We start from the raw sequence: 15,877 nt of genomic DNA, 5'->3' as shown, positions 1-15,877 counted from the left end.
TCCTAATAATAACCGTAACAAACATAGAATAGTCAAATGAAGCAATTACAATATTTTTTACCCGATGAAGCCGCTACAGTTGCTATCGGCTCAGGTCTAGCGGATGTTGTTAAAAAGGCAACCATTCAGCAAGCATTAGTTGTTTACTTAAACGGTGATTTAGGAGCAGGTAAAACCACACTCACTCGAGGCTTTGTTAGGGGTATGGGACATATAGGCAATGTAAAAAGCCCGACTTATACCTTGGTTGAACCGTATGAACTAGCTAAATGGCGTATATTTCATTTTGACTTATACCGCCTAGCAGATGCCGAAGAGTTAGAGTATATGGGCATTCGAGATTATTTTAATCATGATTGTTGTTGCTTTATTGAATGGCCTGAAAAAGGCGTTGGTCTATTGGCTAAAGCAGATTTAATCATTGATATGGCTTACCAAGATGAACAAAGAATCATCACGCTGCAAGCAGAATCTCTTTATGGTGAACAGATAATAACAGCACTTGCACAGATTATAGCGTTATAAAACAGGGGTAGTTAGATGTATCAGAGAATTGTTCTAGTCATAGCAAGGTTACCTGTATTTAGTGTGCTATTTGCTATTGCTTTATCAAGTGTCTTTTCTGTGAGTACGTTTGCTGCAAACACTATTGACGGCATTCGTCTCTGGCCAGCACCAGAAAATACTCGTATTGTTTTTGATGTTAAAGAACAGCCTGATTATAAGTTTTTTACCCTCAGTAAACCTAATAGATTGGTGATTGACTTTAGCGATACTAAAAATACTGTTTCGTTAAGAAACCTTGCGGTAAATGATCCACGAGTAAAGCTTTTTCGTGCAAGTATGAGTCAAGGTAAAACCCGTTTAGTATTAGAACTAGCTAAATCGTATCAACTAACGGTATTTCCTTTGGCACCAGCTGGGCAATACGGGCATCGTTTAGTTATTGATCTTTATGATGAGAATCGTAGTAAACAAATAATTGCTAAGCCTAAACAGAGTGCAGGCGATATTATTATTGGTATTGATGCTGGGCATGGTGGAGAAGATCCTGGCTCAATTGGTGGTAAAGGTACCTATGAAAAAAAAGTGACCTTAGCGATTGCCAAAAAGCTGCAAAGAGTCATTAACCAAGAAAAAGGTATGAAAGCGGTCATGATCCGCAGTGGAGATTATTACGTAGATTTGAATAGACGTACTAGTTTAGCTAGAGACAATCATGTCGATTTTTTGGTCTCAATACACGCGGATGCTTTTCATACGCCTGGACCAAATGGTGCTTCAGTATGGGTGGTTACTAAAAGTCGAGCAGAGTCTGAATTATCGCGATGGTTAGTCAATAGAGAGAAAAAATCAGAATTACTCGGTGGCGGTGGTGGTGTTATTAAAAATACAGCAGACAGCCATTTAGCGTTAGCGCTGGCAGATATGAGTAAAGAGCACTCGCTAGGTGTCAGTTTTGGTGTTGCCAATAACGTCATAAAAGAACTAAAAAAAATCACTAAAATGCATAAAAGAACACCACAAAATGGTAATTTTGCGGTACTTAAATCATCCGATATACCGTCAATTCTGGTAGAAACAGGTTTTATTTCTAACCATGATGAAGAAAAAAACTTAACCTGGTCTACACATCAGCAACGTTTAGCTAACGCTATTCATCAAGGGATTAAAAATCACTTTTTATCGCATCCATTAACGGGATCTTATTTTGCCTCTATTGGCTATAAAAGTCATAAAGTACGCAGTGGCGAGTCACTTTCAGTACTCGCTAAACGTTACAATATATCAATGAGTAAGCTTAAGTCTGTTAATCAATTAAAGTCTAACGCTTTACGCATTGGTCAAACCTTAAAAATCCCTCGTACTGGATAAAAACCTACTATGACTATTGCTATACTTCCTGCTCGCTTAGCTAACCAAATTGCTGCTGGTGAAGTGGTTGAGCGCCCTGCATCAGTTATTAAAGAACTGATTGAAAACAGCGTAGATGCTGGTGCAACAGCAATTCATATTGATGTTGATAAAGGTGGCATCAAAAAGATAAAAATTACTGATAATGGCCATGGCATCATTAAAGACGAATTAACCTTAGCGTTAAGTCGTCATGCAACCAGTAAGATTAAAAACTTAAGTGATTTAGAGGCGATTAACAGTTTAGGTTTTCGTGGTGAAGCATTAGCAAGTATTAGTTCGGTTGCTCGGTTAACGTTAACTTCTAAGCCAAAAGAGCAAGCAACAGCATGGCAAGCTATAGCAGAAGGGCGTGATATGTCGGTTAATATAAAACCCGCTGCTCACCCCGACGGCACCAGTATTGAAGTACTCGATTTATTTTTTAATACGCCCGCTAGACGAAAGTTTTTACGCACCGAGAAAACCGAATTTAATCATATTGATGAAGTAGTACGCAGGATAGCGCTTGCTCATTTTGACGTTAGTTTTACACTCACTCACAATGGCAATACGGTTAGACAATACCGTAGGGCAAATACGCAAGCACAATGTGCAAAACGTGTTGCTATGATTTGTGGGGCAAAATTTATTGAGCATGCCGTTGAAGTAGATTGCCCACACGATAATATGACACTATCGGGGTGGCTAGCAAAACCAAGCTTTTCACGGAGTCAAAATGACCTGTGTTATAGCTATGTCAATGGTCGAATGATGCGTGATAAGCTCATTAATCATGCTATTCGTCAAGCCTATGCCGACTTACTACCAGCAGATACTTACCCTGCCTTTGTACTTTTTTTACAGCTTGACCATAGAGAAGTTGATGTGAATGTGCACCCATCAAAACATGAAGTGCGTTTCCATCAAAGTCGTTATGTACATGATTTTATTTATTCTGTGTGTCATAAAGCGTTAACTTCAGCGTTATCTGGTGAAGAGTTACTGATAACTGAGAATAGTGAAATAGCGCTAGTACCTGAGCAGTCTTATGCTAACCGTAGTCATGAGACAGCAACACAGCATACATCAAATGCTACTCAGTCAGCACTAAGCTATCCGCGTGCTGATTATATTACGCCACTGCAACATGTAAATGATGTTAGTGCTCGCCAATCGAGTTATGCCTACAATGGCAGTACTCAGCAACAAAATATTCATGACAGATCGGGCGCAGCAGCCAATTATCAGTCATTGATGACACCATTGCTTGATATTGAAAAAACGAGGCTAACTGCTACTGAGGCAACTAATGTTAATATTGCTCAATCACCTCACTTTAGTAAGCGAGAAGGGGGAGGAGGCTCAAGTAACGTAGATGCATTGTTAAGTATACAGCAACCCGGTTATGCACTCTATCAAACGGGTAGTGGTGTTAGAGTATTATCACTGTTTAACTTAGCTAAGCGGACTTACGCTAAGCTCGTGGAACAAAGCTGGCACAGTCAAAAGGACCAACAGGCTCAAGTAGAGAGCTCAATAGAAGGACTCGTGAGTCAACCGCTGTTATTACCAGTGATGTTAAATCTTTCTGCGCAGCAGTTAAATATTGCTTTAACAGAACAAAAATTACTAACTACAGCAGGTATTATTTTCGTTGAACAGAGTAAAAATAGAATACAAATTAGAGAGTTTCCAGCGTTGTTACGTGAGCAAGATGTCAATCAAGCAATCATCACTATACTTGATTCGCTAATCAACACGTTAGCGCTTAAAGAGGGGGAAGCCCTTAACCGGGCAGATATTTATCATAGTATTGCTTTAGCCATGGTGTTAACCGAGTACGACGAAAGCCAAGCTGATATTTTATTAAAATTATCAAAAAAATTGTTTAATGAACAACTTAGTCAACAATTAACCTTGAATTCTATTCCTCTCGACCTTACATCACATGTTAACAAGTTACATTCGTTAACCTAGATTAAGATAACCTAAATAAGAGTTAAGTATTCGTGTCAGACCAAAGCATCACAGCATCAAATCAGCCACCCGTTATTTGTTTAATGGGACCAACCGCATCGGGTAAAACCGCTTTGGCTATGGCACTGCAAGACGCATTACCTTGCGATATAGTGAGTGTGGACTCTGCGCTTATCTACCGAGATATGGATATTGGCACAGCAAAGCCTACAGCGGCCGAGTTAGTTAACTATCCACACAAACTTATTAACTTACGCGACGCGAGTGAAAGTTATTCGGCAGCAGATTTTTGTCATGATGCATTAGCTCAAATTGCTGAAATACGTAGTAAAAACCGCATTCCGTTATTGGTTGGCGGTACTATGATGTATTTTAAAAGTTTAATTGAAGGGATCTCTCCTTTACCTACCGCTAATGCTGACATACGTAAAGCTATTGAAAGCGAAGCTTTAGTGAAAGGTTGGCAAGCAATGCATGATCAACTTGCTGAGATAGATCCTGTGTCAGCCGAGCGTATACATCCTAACGATCCACAACGTTTAACTCGTGCTCTAGAAGTTTATCGGTTAACCAATAACACTTTGACACAATTGACTCAAATAAAAGGTGCTAGGCTCGAAGGTAATATTTTGCAGTTAGCGATAACGCCTAAAGAGCGAAGCACGCTACATGATCGTATAGCACAACGTTACGAGCAAATGATTGCCTTGGGTTTTGAACAAGAAGTAATGAAGTTAAAGTCACGTGGCGATTTACACACTGATTTACCTTCTATCCGTTGCGTAGGCTACAGGCAAATGTGGCAATACCTTGACGGTGAGTATGACTATGATGAAATGATTTTTCGTGGTATTTGTGCAACTAGACAGTTAGCGAAAAGGCAATTAACTTGGTTAAGAAATTGGCCTAATTTACACTGGCTTATAACTGATGATGCTACTAATTTGGCACAGGTTTTATCATTACTTGACACAGATAAGTAATGGGTAAGCAAATATAAAGCAATAGTTGGCAATTGATGTATAATTAATTCGCTAACTATTTTATATAACGTGTTGTTGTGACGTTTTCATAGTACTGTTCTATTCTTAATAGATACTTTGTTACAGCATGTTTTAGTTTAGCAGTAACGTTTAATAATAACGCTCAATAATAAGAAAAAGGACCATATAATGGCAAAAGGGCAGTCTTTACAAGACCCATTTTTAAATGCGTTACGTCGTGATCGCATTCCAGTTGCAATATATTTAGTTAACGGTATTAAATTACAAGGGCAAGTTGAATCATTTGATCAATTTGTTATTCTGCTTAAAAATACAGTCAGCCAAATGGTATATAAGCACGCAATATCTACTGTTGTACCTTCTCGCGCAGTTAATACAGCATCAACACCTAGCTCGGATGATCAATCTTCGGATACTTAATGCTTTTTATTCTTAATGAGTACAATTAATGATGTTACTGGGGTTTAACACTATTGTTTGAACGTTATCAAGCGGGTGAGCAAGCAGTACTTGTTCACGTAGACTTTCCTGATGAAAGCAGTAAAGAAGACCTTAACGAATTTAAAATGTTAGTGTCTTCAGCTGGCGTGGAAGCGTTAACTGTCGTAACGGGAAAGCGTAATACGCCTCATCCACGTCTATTTGTTGGCTCAGGTAAAGCTGAAGAAATTCGTGATGCTGTTCACCTCGTTGGCGCTAATGTTATCCTGTTTAATCATAGTTTAACGCCGTCACAAGAAAAAAACATTGAAGTATTATGTGAATGTCGCGTTATTGATCGCACGACCTTAATTCTTGATATATTTGCTCAACGAGCTAGAACTCACGAAGGTAAATTGCAGGTTGAGCTAGCACAGCTACGTCATATGAGTAGCCGCTTAATCCGTGGTTGGACTCATTTAGAAAGACAAAAAGGTGGTATAGGACTGAGAGGTCCTGGTGAAACACAGCTTGAAACTGACAGGCGTTTATTAAGTGAGCGTATGGTGAATATTCGCAAGCGACTAGGCAAAGTTGAAGTACAAAGACAACAAGGTCGTAGAGCAAGAGCTCGAGCAGAATTACCTACATTATCACTCGTTGGTTACACTAATGCCGGTAAATCGACGCTGTTTAACACGTTAACACAAGCAGAGGTATATGCTGCGGATCAGCTTTTTGCTACGCTAGACCCTACCTTAAGAAAAATTGATTTAGTTGGTGTTGGTCGTGTTATTTTAGCAGACACCGTAGGTTTTATCCGACACCTACCGCACGACTTAGTGGCAGCGTTTAAAGCGACATTAACCGAAACCCGTGAAGCTGAGTTGTTATTGCATGTTGTTGATATTTCAGATGATAGGCGTAGCGAAAATATTGAACAAGTTGAATATGTGCTCAAGGAAATAGAGGCCAACGACGTACCTCAGTTAATTATTTGTAATAAAATTGATAACTTAGATGATATTGAGCCGCGAATAGACAGAGACGATGAAGGGGTTCCAATTCGTGTGTGGTTATCGGCACAAGCTAATATCGGTACCGACTTGTTATTTACTGCGCTAGCTGAGCGCTTAGATATCAAAGTAGTAAGTCACTATTTGAATATTCCACCTAGTGCTGGCAAATTACGTGGAGAATTATACAAGTTACATTGTGTGACGAGCGAGACTTTTGATGAGCAAGGTTATTGTCAACTTGAAGTGAGCATGCCATCACGAGAATGGGAAAGATTGATTACTAATAAATATAGTGAGTTAATTGATTATATTATATCTGATAGTTTAATAAATTAATTAACTCGAGCATAAACATAAGTTAAATAAATTTTAATTGTAAGTGCGATAATTTTATTGTCGCCGATTTTAGTGGAGAACAAAATGGCTTGGAACGAACCGGGGAATAATAATGATAAAGACCCCTGGAAAAATAAAGGTGGCAAGAATCAAGGTCCACCAGATTTAGATGAACTACTTAATGATCTTGGTAAAAAAGTTACCGGTATTTTTGGTGGTAAAACCACTAAAGGTAGCTCAGGATCAGGTAAGAATTTTTCCAGTATAGGTATATCTCTACTGCTTATCGTTGCTACTGTGGTTTATGCATTTAGTGGTTTTTATACCATTAAAGAAGCTGAGCAAGGTATTGTATTAAGATTTGGAGAATATTCAGGTACTGTTGAACCCGGCATTAACTGGAAATGGACCTTTATTGATCGCATTATTCCAGTCGATATGCAAAGTACCCGTGAAATGCCGTCTTCAGGCTTTATGCTGACACAAGATGAAAACGTTGTGAACGTTGAAATGCAAATACAATATCGTGTTGTAGATGCGCGTAACTACATCTTTAGTGTTACTAATGCTGATGATAGTTTAAATCAATCACTAGATAGCGCGCTGCGTTATGTGGTTGGTCACGCTAAAATGGATGATATTTTAACTAGTGGTCGCGAAACTATCCGTCAAGCGGTTTGGCAAGAGTTAGAGGGAATAATTGAACCTTACAACTTAGGTTTGATCATTGTTGACGTTAACTTTAAAGATGCGCGTCCACCTAATGAAGTTAAAGATGCCTTTGATGATGCTATCTCAGCACAAGAAGATGAAGTGCGTTTTTTACGAGAAGCTGAAGCTTATGCTCGAGGCATTGAGCCGCGTGCCCGTGGTCGTGTTAAACGTATGGAACAAGAAGCGCTTGCTTATAAAAGTGAGATTGTCTTAGATGCACAAGGTGAAGTAGCACGTTTTGAGAAAATTTTACCTGAGTATCAAGCTGCTCCAAAAGTAACACGCGAACGTTTATATATTGCGACGATGGAAAAAGTTTACAGCAATACCAGTAAAGTAATGATTGATGTTGAAGGAGGTAATAATATGATGTACTTACCTTTGGATAAAATTATTCAACAACAAAATACCAGCCCTCGTAACAATAAAGCTACCTATACACCAGCAAATGAGCCGAGTGTAAATACATCACCTACCTCATCATCAGATCGCTCTGATAGATTTAGTAATGGGAGTAATTAATAAATGAAGAATTTTTTCATTGCTATAATAGCACTACTATTTATTTTTGTTGTCTCGTCAGTTTTTGTTATTTACGAAGGTCAACGCGGCATCGTATTTCAATTTTCAAAAATTAAACGTGATAGTGCTACTAATGAAATGATGGTGTTTGAACCTGGTTTACACTTCAAAATTCCATTTATTGAAACAGTAAAAAAATTAGACGCACGAATTCAGACATTAGATGAAGTAGCAGACCGTTTTGTTACTTCAGAGAAAAAAGATCTTATCGTTGATTCTTTTGCAAAATGGCGCATTGTTGATTTTTCTACTTATTATTTACGTACTTCTGGTTCTGTTGAAAATGCGCGTGCATTATTAAAGCAAAAAATAAACAACGGTTTACGAACAGAGTTTGGTAATCGCACTATTAAAGAAATTGTTTCTGGCGATCGCGACACTATTATGGCGCAAGCATTAGCAAGTGCAAAAAGTAGCCGTGAAGACTTAGGTATTGAAGTGGTTGATGTACGTATTAAAGCGATTAACTTGCCAACAGAGATAAGTCAGTCTATTTATGATCGTATGCGTGCTGAGCGAACTGCGGTTGCTAAAGAACATCGCTCTAAAGGACAAGAGCAAGCAGAAATCATTCGTGCAACTATTGATGCTAAAGTAACTATTATGTTAGCTGAAGCACAAAAGAACTCTTTTACTATCCGTGGTGAGGGTGATGCATTGGCAGCAAAAGTATATGCAGATGCTTATGCCAAAGATGCCGACTTTTATGGTTTTTACCGTAGCCTTGAGGCTTACGAAAATAGCTTTAATAGTAAAAACGATATCATGGTAGTGAAACCAGATAGTGAATTCTTCCGTTTTTTAAAAGATGGTAGTAACGCTAAAAAATAGCCAACATTAATATTGATCTTGTGTTACTTATATAAAAGCCAGCTATTATGCTGGCTTTTTTTTTACCAAGTTATCTCATCATGAAATGTAACAGTTAGGGCTTAATACAGTGTAATATAAGAGTTAAAATTTAATGCATCAATTAACAGGTAAAGCATGGCAATAAGTAAGTCTGTACAGGCAACATTAGCATTGCTCATAAAAATTTCACTAAGCCTAGCAACAGCAACATCATTAGCAGTGGCGGGTACAGTAACTGTAGCAGAAGCGCCTTTAGCCTCAATAAAAACTCATGATGATTTCTTTAATAATATAGCTAAACACTGCGGTAAAGCTTATCAAGGTAAGGTTACTGTTGATAATGCGGTAGGCAGCAGCTTTGATAATAAAACATTAATCATGCATGTACGTAAATGTACTGACAATCAATTACAAATACCTTTTCATGTTGGCAATGATGCTTCACGTACCTGGATTATTACTAAAACAGGATCAGGCTTATCATTAAAGCATGATCATCGACAAAAAGATGGTAGCCATGATACATCCACTATGTACGGTGGTCATACCCTAGATGCAGGTTGGGCAGAAGTACAATCTTTTCCTAGTGATCAATATTCTAAAGAGTTGTTTATTAACCAAGGCATACCACAATCTATTGATAATATATGGCAAATGTATATTTATCCTAAAAAATTTAGCTACCGTTTGATCCGCCAGGGACGCGAATTTAGAGTCGACTTTGATTTAACAAAGCCTATTAATACCCCTATTACTCCTTGGGGATACAAATAAAAACTAGCTAACTTGTTAACTTAATTAACTATTTTAATTCCAAGTTAAAATCATCATAAATATATTTCTTTTAACTTGTACTACACTGATCTTTCTTGATAAAATTCCCGCCTAATTCTCTTATGAAATAGTAACAAAATGGGCAAAAATGTAGTTGTTCTCGGCACTCAATGGGGTGACGAAGGTAAAGGTAAGATCGTAGACTTACTCACTGATAGAGCTAAATATGTAGTTCGTTATCAAGGCGGTCACAATGCTGGCCATACTTTAGTGATTAACGGTGAAAAAACCGTATTACATCTTATTCCATCTGGCGTATTACGTGATAACGTAAAATGTCTTATTGGTAATGGTGTAGTGTTATGTCCTAAAGCTTTAATGACAGAAATTACCATGTTAGAAGCTAAAGGGGTTCCAGTACGTGAACGCCTACTTATTAGTGACGCATGTCCTCTAATACTTCCTTATCATAACGCCTTAGATGCGGCACGCGAAGTTGCGCGTGGTAATAAAGCTATTGGTACTACAGGTCGTGGTATTGGTCCTGCATATGAAGATAAAGTTGCACGACGTGGTTTACGCGTTGGTGATTTGTTCTGTGCAGAAACCTTTGCGACTAAATTAAAAGAAATTGTTGAGTATCATAACTTTTCATTGGTTAACTACTATAAAGTTGAACCAGTAAATTATGAAGAAGTTTTAGCTGATGCGTTAGCTGTAGCTGATACTATTAAAAACATGACTGCTGATATTTCTGAAATATTAGACCAAGCTCGTAAAAAAGGCGAGTCAATCATGTTTGAAGGTGCTCAAGGTACGTTACTTGATATCGACCATGGTACGTACCCTTACGTAACTTCTTCAAACACAACCGCTGGTGGCGTTGCTACAGGTTGTGGTGTTGGCCCTCGTCATTTAGATTATATCTTAGGTATAACTAAAGCTTACACTACCCGTGTTGGCTCAGGTCCATTCCCTACAGAGTTAGATGATGAAATAGGTAATCACTTAGGTACAGTTGGTCATGAATTTGGCGCAACGACAGGACGCGAGCGTCGTTGTGGTTGGTTTGATGCCGTTGCAATGCACCGTGCTATTCAAGTTAATAGTGTTACAGGCTTCTGTCTAACTAAACTTGATGTATTAGATGGCTTAGAAACGTTAAAAATTTGTACTGGTTACAAAACTGAAGCGGGTGACATCATTACAGTACCACCAACGGCAGCTGAGGGTTACGATAAAATAACACCAGTGTATGAAGAAATGCCAGGCTGGAGTGAAAGCACTGTTGGTGCAACCACTATTGATGCTTTACCTGAAAATGCACTTGCTTATATTAAGCGCATTGAAGAAATTACGGGTATCCCAGTAGATATTATTTCTACGGGTCCAGATCGTGTTGAAACGATTATTAAAGTTAATCCTTTTATGTAAAGGGTGACTTTAGCCTTTAATCTTTACCAGGTAAGGCGAGTTAATTTCTTAATAAAAAATCCAGCTATCGCTGGATTTTTTTTGAAAATTTTTCAATAGTATTGTGCAAAGGGTTGTAATAAAGCCTTGATTATTTATGAAAAAATTAATGGTACCATCATTATGATTTAGCTATACAAACCCAATCACTGATTAAAATAAACGATTAAGTCCGTTTAAAGCTGCTACTCGAAATGCTTCTGCCATGGTAGGGTAATTGAATGTTGTTTCAACAAAGTATTCTATAGTATTACCGCCATTTTTTTGTTGCATAATTGCCTGACCAATATGAATGATTTCCGCTGCATTTTCACCAAAACAATGAATACCTAAAATTTCTTTCGTTTCGCGATGAAAGAGTATCTTTAAAGATCCTACTAAATTATTAGATATTTGTGCTCTAGCAAGGTGCTTAAATTGCGCGCGACCGACTTCATAAGGTACTTTTGCTTGCGTTAGCTCTTGTTCAGTTTTTCCTACGGAACTAATTTCAGGAATAGTATAGATACCGGTAGGTATATCCACAATTAACTTAGCTTCACTGCTACTATCAACCATTGCTAAAGCGGAAATTCTCCCTTGATCAAAGGCGGCACTAGCCAAACTTGGATAACCAATAACATCACCAACCGCAAAAATATTATCTATTTCAGTTTGATAATGCCTGTTCACTTTTAGCTGACCACGGCTATCTGCAGGTAAACCGGCAGCACTAAGATTTAAATCTGCAGTATTACCTGTTCGACCATTAGCAAAGAGTAAACAGTCAGCACGCATCTTTTTACCTGATTTTAAGTAAACAATAACATTATCGTCATTGGCTTCTACACGATCTATCTCTTCACCATGTCGTATAACAACACCATTATTCCATAAGTGATAACTAAGCGAATCTGATATTTCCGTATCTAAGAAAGATAATAAGCGCTCACGCGTATTAATTAAGTCAACTTTTACTCCAAGCCCCCTAAAAATAGACGCGTATTCACAACCAATAACGCCGGCACCATAAATAATGACATGTCTAGGTGCATGTTTAAGACTTAAAATACTGTCGGAATCATAAATACGGGGATGATTAAAATCAATAATATCTGGTTGATAAGGTCTAGAGCCGGTCGCAATCACTATTTGTTTAGCACTAAGCTCTTCTACTGAGCCATCTGAGTGTAAAACATGTAAAGTGTTAGCATCAATGAAAGAGGCTTCACCAAGTATCTGCTCAACCCCATTACGTTTATAAAATCCAGCACGCAAATTTACTTGTTTATTAATAACGTCCGAAGCGTGACTTAATATATCTTGAAAGGTCAGTTGCTTTACTTGATTATTTTGATTAAATAACGGATTTAAATTGAATTCAATTAAACGCCTTACTGATTGGCGTAAGGCTTTTGATGGAATAGTCCCCCAATGGGTACAACCACCACCGACTTGATGATAACGTTCAATAATAGCAACTTTTTTATGATGTTTAGCGAGGTTCATTGCTGCCCCTTCGCCGCCTGGACCTGTGCCTATAATGAGTACATCATAATCAAAATCCTTTTTTACCGCTTGATTTATCTTTAATTTAGTCAACAGTAAACCCTCGTTTTATTTCTCTAAAGTATAATAGCGTTTACTATATTAGCAGAACTAAAACTGACAATATTATGCTAATTCAGTATTATAATGATAATAACGAATTTACTATCACAAAGAGCCTTTTAGATGAGTGGTGTAAGAGCACAACAGAAAGAAAAGACCCGTCGTCAAATCATTAATGCCGCGTTAAATCAACTTAGCGCAGAGCGCAGCTTTTCGAACTTAAGCTTACGTGAAGTGGCCAAAGAGGCGGGCTTAGCACCCACCTCTTTTTATCGCCATTTTTCTGATATGGATGAATTAGGGTTAACGCTTGTTGATGAAGCAGGCTTAACATTAAGACAGTTAATGCGCCAAGCAAGGCAGCGTATCGCTAAAGGGGGATCCGTTATTCAAATATCGGTTCAAACCTTTATGGAATTAATTGAAAGTAATGCTAATGTTTTTAGGTTATTGCTACGTGAGCGCTCAGGGACTTCAGCGGCGTTTCGTGCCGCAGTTATTCGAGAAATACGTTATTTTACTATGGAGCTTTGTGATTACCTTCAAAAAGCGAACCAACTTGAAAGTGACATTGCTTATATGCAGGCAAATGCAGCCGTTACTATTGTTTTTAGTGCCGGCTCTGATGCGCTGGATATCGAAGATCAAATAGAGCGAGATCAATTAGCGCAACAAACCATCCAACAATTACGTTTTATTGCACGAGGGGCGCTTGAGTTAAGTAACCGTCGTAAAGTATCTAAAAAGTCTAGCTAGTTTACTTTCTTGTTAGGATTACCCCTGTTTCAATATGATCGGTATAAGGAAATTGGTCAAACAAAGCAAACTTATCAATGTTATGTGTTGCTACTAATAGCGCTAAGTTTTCTTTTAATGTTTCGGGGTTACACGAAATATAAATAATTTTATTAAAGCGCCTTACTAGCTCAACACTATCTAGGTCTAATCCTGCGCGAGGTGGATCAACGAGTACGGTATCGTAGTTATACGTCGTTAAGTCAAAATCCTCTAAACGTCTAAATTTACGCTCACCATTCATCGCCTGGCTAAACTCTTCACTCGACATACGCACAATATCAATATTCTTAATACCATTTTCATTAATATTAATTTGTGCAGAGCGAACAGATGTTTTAGATATCTCAGTACCGAGTACTCGTGTAAAATTTTCAGCAAGTGCAATACTGAAATTACCGTTACCACAGTAAAGTTCAATAAGATCACCACCTGCATTTTGTGTTGCTTGTTGAGCCCACAATAGCATTTGTTCATTAACACCAGCGTTCGGTTGGGTGAAACTATTTTCAACTTGCTGATAAATATATTTCTTATTTCCTACTTGCAAAGACTCCATTACATAGTCTTTATCAACAATGACTTTCTGTTTTTTTGCTCTACCAATAATATCTACAGGCGCTATTGTCGATAATTGCGCTTTTAACTTTTCAGCCTCAAGTTGCCAGTTATCTTCTAAAGGTTTGTGGTACAGCATACTAATTAATAACTGACCACTTAACGTTGATAAAAAATCAACTTGAAAAAGTTTGAATCGTAACGTTGCGTTATGTCTAATTGCTGTAATTAAACCTTTCATAGCGCTGTTAATTAATTCACTGGCAACAGGAAAATCATCTACTCTAAATTTTTGCTTTGTCTTACTATCAAACATGATGTAATAAAGATCATCACCTTCATGCCAAACTCTAAACTCAGCTCTTTGGCGATAGTTTAATGGTGTCGATTGATATAAGTCAGCAGTAGGTAAATTGAAATCACTAAATAGCTTAGCCATACTTTGTTGTTTTTCTGATAATTGAGCAACGTAATTATCGGGATGAATGTGACTAAACATAAAAATGCCTTGTATAAATAAATGAGATAAGAATAACAGCCCGAATTTTACTATCGACTTAGCGTTTGTCTAGCCTTTATTCGTTTTATACACATATCAGTAATTATCTTGCTTAGTTCTATCGATTTAAAAACTCACTATTTCATTATATATTTATTAACTAAGACAATTAATTAACGTTAATATTATATTTTGATACGTTTTTTAAGCTGTAAAAAACAGCCAACTATTGAAATACTAGCAAGAGTATTGTGCTAAATAGCGTTCAGTAAGTGACCCTATTTAATTACACGCAATAAAAAGGCCGCTTAGCGGCCTTTTTATTCATTATAGTGATTAGTCTTGAGTGCTTTCTTCAGGGCGTTCTGGGCGCTCTTTGGCTTCTCTTACTTTTAGCGTACGTTGCTGAAACTCAGTGTCGTTTAATGCAACAATAGCTTTATCTAAATCAGTAGCTGCCATTTCGACAAAGCCAAAGCCTCTGCGTTTACCTGTATGTTTATCTTTCATTAAACGCACAGAATGAACAGAACCATATTCAGCAAAAAGTTCTCTTACTGAGGTTTCATTAGCTCTATAAGGTAAGTTACCTACATAGAGAGTTCTTACTTCTTCATCTGAAGCAGTAGCTTTACTAGCAGAAGATGTAGAAGTTGATGAAAGAGTGTTAACTGATGCATTACCTGTAAATAAAGGTGCAAGAAATGCACTAATAAATACTAAGCTGGCAATAGTGACAGAGTTAACGGCTACGACAAAAGTGACAATATAAGCGATAATGGTAAAAACAATAGCGATGACGACTGTTTGTAACGTTGGAGACTTCATATAAAGATACCTAATTATTATTTTAATAAACTAATTTTAACTGCTTGAATATATGCTGACAGCATTTCTATGTTACGCAGCTTTTTATAATGTGCAACTATCAAGAGCAAATTTTATGCGATTAATCAGTAATTACAAAGAAACTTTACTATTTATTCTTTAATGTAGGTGTTTAAATAAGCGTGTTGTCACTTAAATAAGCAAACGATTAAATAAAGTATGATTTATTACTATAAACACTTGACCAGAATTCAAAGCTCTCTATAATGCGCTCCAGTTCCAAGGGGTTCACGCAAAATGAACCATCAACGAACTGTTTTGATAGGTTATCTCTTACCTTTTAAGGTAAATCCGTTAACTTAACGTTAACTTTTAAAATGTTTTTAAAATACTTTAAAATAAACGTTGACATCAAAACTCGGAAGCGTATGATACGCATCCTGCTTCGGAGCAACAGCAACGAAGCCAAGCAACTAACGAATGTGATTAGTTGCTCCTTACTACTTAATAGTAAGATTCTTTAACAATTAGTTATCATGCAATTTGTGTGAACACTCACA

General features: G+C 37.4%; 14 protein-coding genes. 11 read left to right on the top strand and 3 right to left on the bottom strand.

All coding sequences use genetic code 11. The features are described 5' to 3' along the window. Window positions 1-36: 36 nt before the first annotated feature. The 10 genes from tsaE (at window position 37) to FCS21_RS07230 (ending at window position 11,008) form a co-directional block, all read left to right on the top strand. A complete protein-coding gene (gene tsaE, locus FCS21_RS07275) occupies window positions 37-525 on the top strand; it encodes a tRNA (adenosine(37)-N6)-threonylcarbamoyltransferase complex ATPase subunit type 1 TsaE (RefSeq protein ID WP_138621928.1) in 489 nt (162 codons plus the stop codon). A gap of 15 nt (window positions 526-540) precedes the next feature. Next, the gene (locus tag FCS21_RS07270) at window positions 541-1,875 is read left to right on the top strand and encodes an N-acetylmuramoyl-L-alanine amidase (protein WP_138621926.1); all 1,335 of its coding nucleotides are present in this window, start codon (window positions 541-543) and stop codon (window positions 1,873-1,875) included. A gap of 9 nt (window positions 1,876-1,884) precedes the next feature. Next, window positions 1,885-3,873: a DNA mismatch repair endonuclease MutL gene (gene mutL, locus FCS21_RS07265; RefSeq protein WP_138621924.1), complete on the top strand. Its 1,989-nt coding sequence runs from the start codon at window positions 1,885-1,887 to the stop codon at window positions 3,871-3,873. A gap of 47 nt (window positions 3,874-3,920) precedes the next feature. Then, the gene (miaA, locus tag FCS21_RS07260) at window positions 3,921-4,856 is read left to right on the top strand and encodes a tRNA (adenosine(37)-N6)-dimethylallyltransferase MiaA (RefSeq protein WP_371287222.1); all 936 of its coding nucleotides are present in this window, start codon (window positions 3,921-3,923) and stop codon (window positions 4,854-4,856) included. A 189-nt stretch (window positions 4,857-5,045) separates the two neighbouring features. Further along, window positions 5,046-5,297 carry an RNA chaperone Hfq gene (gene hfq, locus FCS21_RS07255; RefSeq protein ID WP_138621921.1) on the top strand — a complete coding sequence of 84 codons (252 nt, stop codon included), beginning with the start codon at window positions 5,046-5,048 and terminating at the stop codon, window positions 5,295-5,297. A 53-nt stretch (window positions 5,298-5,350) separates the two neighbouring features. Then, the gene (gene hflX / locus FCS21_RS07250) at window positions 5,351-6,652 is read left to right on the top strand and encodes a ribosome rescue GTPase HflX (protein ID WP_138621920.1); all 1,302 of its coding nucleotides are present in this window, start codon (window positions 5,351-5,353) and stop codon (window positions 6,650-6,652) included. An 84-nt stretch (window positions 6,653-6,736) separates the two neighbouring features. Beyond that, entirely contained in the window at window positions 6,737-7,888 is a 1,152-nt protein-coding gene (gene hflK, locus FCS21_RS07245) for an FtsH protease activity modulator HflK (RefSeq protein ID WP_138621918.1), read from the top strand. A gap of 3 nt (window positions 7,889-7,891) precedes the next feature. After that, window positions 7,892-8,779: a protease modulator HflC gene (hflC, locus tag FCS21_RS07240; RefSeq protein ID WP_138621916.1), complete on the top strand. Its 888-nt coding sequence runs from the start codon at window positions 7,892-7,894 to the stop codon at window positions 8,777-8,779. Window positions 8,780-8,935: 156 nt separating this feature from the next. Next, window positions 8,936-9,574, top strand: a complete 639-nt coding sequence (locus FCS21_RS07235) for a hypothetical protein (protein ID WP_138621914.1) — start codon at window positions 8,936-8,938, stop codon at window positions 9,572-9,574. A 138-nt stretch (window positions 9,575-9,712) separates the two neighbouring features. Further along, a complete protein-coding gene (locus FCS21_RS07230; RefSeq protein ID WP_138621912.1) occupies window positions 9,713-11,008 on the top strand; it encodes an adenylosuccinate synthase in 1,296 nt (431 codons plus the stop codon). 192 nt (window positions 11,009-11,200) lie between these two features. Here the strand turns inward: FCS21_RS07230 and sthA are convergent, their stop codons facing one another. Continuing rightward, window positions 11,201-12,628, bottom strand: a complete 1,428-nt coding sequence (sthA, locus tag FCS21_RS07225) for a Si-specific NAD(P)(+) transhydrogenase (protein WP_138621910.1) — start codon at window positions 12,626-12,628, stop codon at window positions 11,201-11,203. A 132-nt stretch (window positions 12,629-12,760) separates the two neighbouring features. Between sthA and fabR the strand changes: the two genes are divergently transcribed. Further along, window positions 12,761-13,393 (top strand): HTH-type transcriptional repressor FabR, encoded by a 633-nt coding sequence (gene fabR / locus FCS21_RS07220; RefSeq protein WP_138621908.1) that lies wholly within the window; start codon window positions 12,761-12,763, stop codon window positions 13,391-13,393. A gap of 1 nt (window position 13,394) precedes the next feature. Here fabR and trmA read toward each other — a convergent pair whose 3' ends face one another. Together trmA and FCS21_RS07210 are read right to left on the bottom strand one after the other, a co-directional pair. Beyond that, a complete protein-coding gene (trmA, locus tag FCS21_RS07215; RefSeq protein WP_138621906.1) occupies window positions 13,395-14,489 on the bottom strand; it encodes a tRNA (uridine(54)-C5)-methyltransferase TrmA in 1,095 nt (364 codons plus the stop codon). Window positions 14,490-14,825: 336 nt separating this feature from the next. Further along, window positions 14,826-15,317 carry an RNA recognition motif domain-containing protein gene (locus FCS21_RS07210; RefSeq protein ID WP_118056086.1) on the bottom strand — a complete coding sequence of 164 codons (492 nt, stop codon included), beginning with the start codon at window positions 15,315-15,317 and terminating at the stop codon, window positions 14,826-14,828. Window positions 15,318-15,877 lie beyond the last annotated feature (560 nt).

Origin of the sequence: Colwellia ponticola (assembly GCF_005885605.1) — a bacterium.
Lineage (GTDB): Bacteria > Pseudomonadota > Gammaproteobacteria > Enterobacterales > Alteromonadaceae > Colwellia > Colwellia ponticola.
The sequence above is the reverse complement of the archived record's forward strand: the minus strand, read 5'-3'. Positions and strand labels throughout refer to the sequence as shown.

What these genes read in the sequence shown, in the direction of transcription:
- tsaE (WP_138621928.1), top strand. Translation starts at nt 37, where the DNA reads ATGAAGCAATTACAATATTTTTTACCCGATGAAGCCGCTACAGTTGCT.
- FCS21_RS07270 (WP_138621926.1), top strand. Translation starts at nt 541, where the DNA reads ATGTATCAGAGAATTGTTCTAGTCATAGCAAGGTTACCTGTATTTAGT.
- mutL (WP_138621924.1), top strand. Translation starts at nt 1,885, where the DNA reads ATGACTATTGCTATACTTCCTGCTCGCTTAGCTAACCAAATTGCTGCT.
- hfq (WP_138621921.1), top strand. Translation starts at nt 5,046, where the DNA reads ATGGCAAAAGGGCAGTCTTTACAAGACCCATTTTTAAATGCGTTACGT.
- hflK (WP_138621918.1), top strand. Translation starts at nt 6,737, where the DNA reads ATGGCTTGGAACGAACCGGGGAATAATAATGATAAAGACCCCTGGAAA.
- hflC (WP_138621916.1), top strand. Translation starts at nt 7,892, where the DNA reads ATGAAGAATTTTTTCATTGCTATAATAGCACTACTATTTATTTTTGTT.
- FCS21_RS07235 (WP_138621914.1), top strand. Translation starts at nt 8,936, where the DNA reads ATGGCAATAAGTAAGTCTGTACAGGCAACATTAGCATTGCTCATAAAA.
- FCS21_RS07230 (WP_138621912.1), top strand. Translation starts at nt 9,713, where the DNA reads ATGGGCAAAAATGTAGTTGTTCTCGGCACTCAATGGGGTGACGAAGGT.
- fabR (WP_138621908.1), top strand. Translation starts at nt 12,761, where the DNA reads ATGAGTGGTGTAAGAGCACAACAGAAAGAAAAGACCCGTCGTCAAATC.
- trmA (WP_138621906.1), bottom strand. Translation starts at nt 14,489, where the DNA reads ATGTTTAGTCACATTCATCCCGATAATTACGTTGCTCAATTATCAGAA.
- FCS21_RS07210 (WP_118056086.1), bottom strand. Translation starts at nt 15,317, where the DNA reads ATGAAGTCTCCAACGTTACAAACAGTCGTCATCGCTATTGTTTTTACC.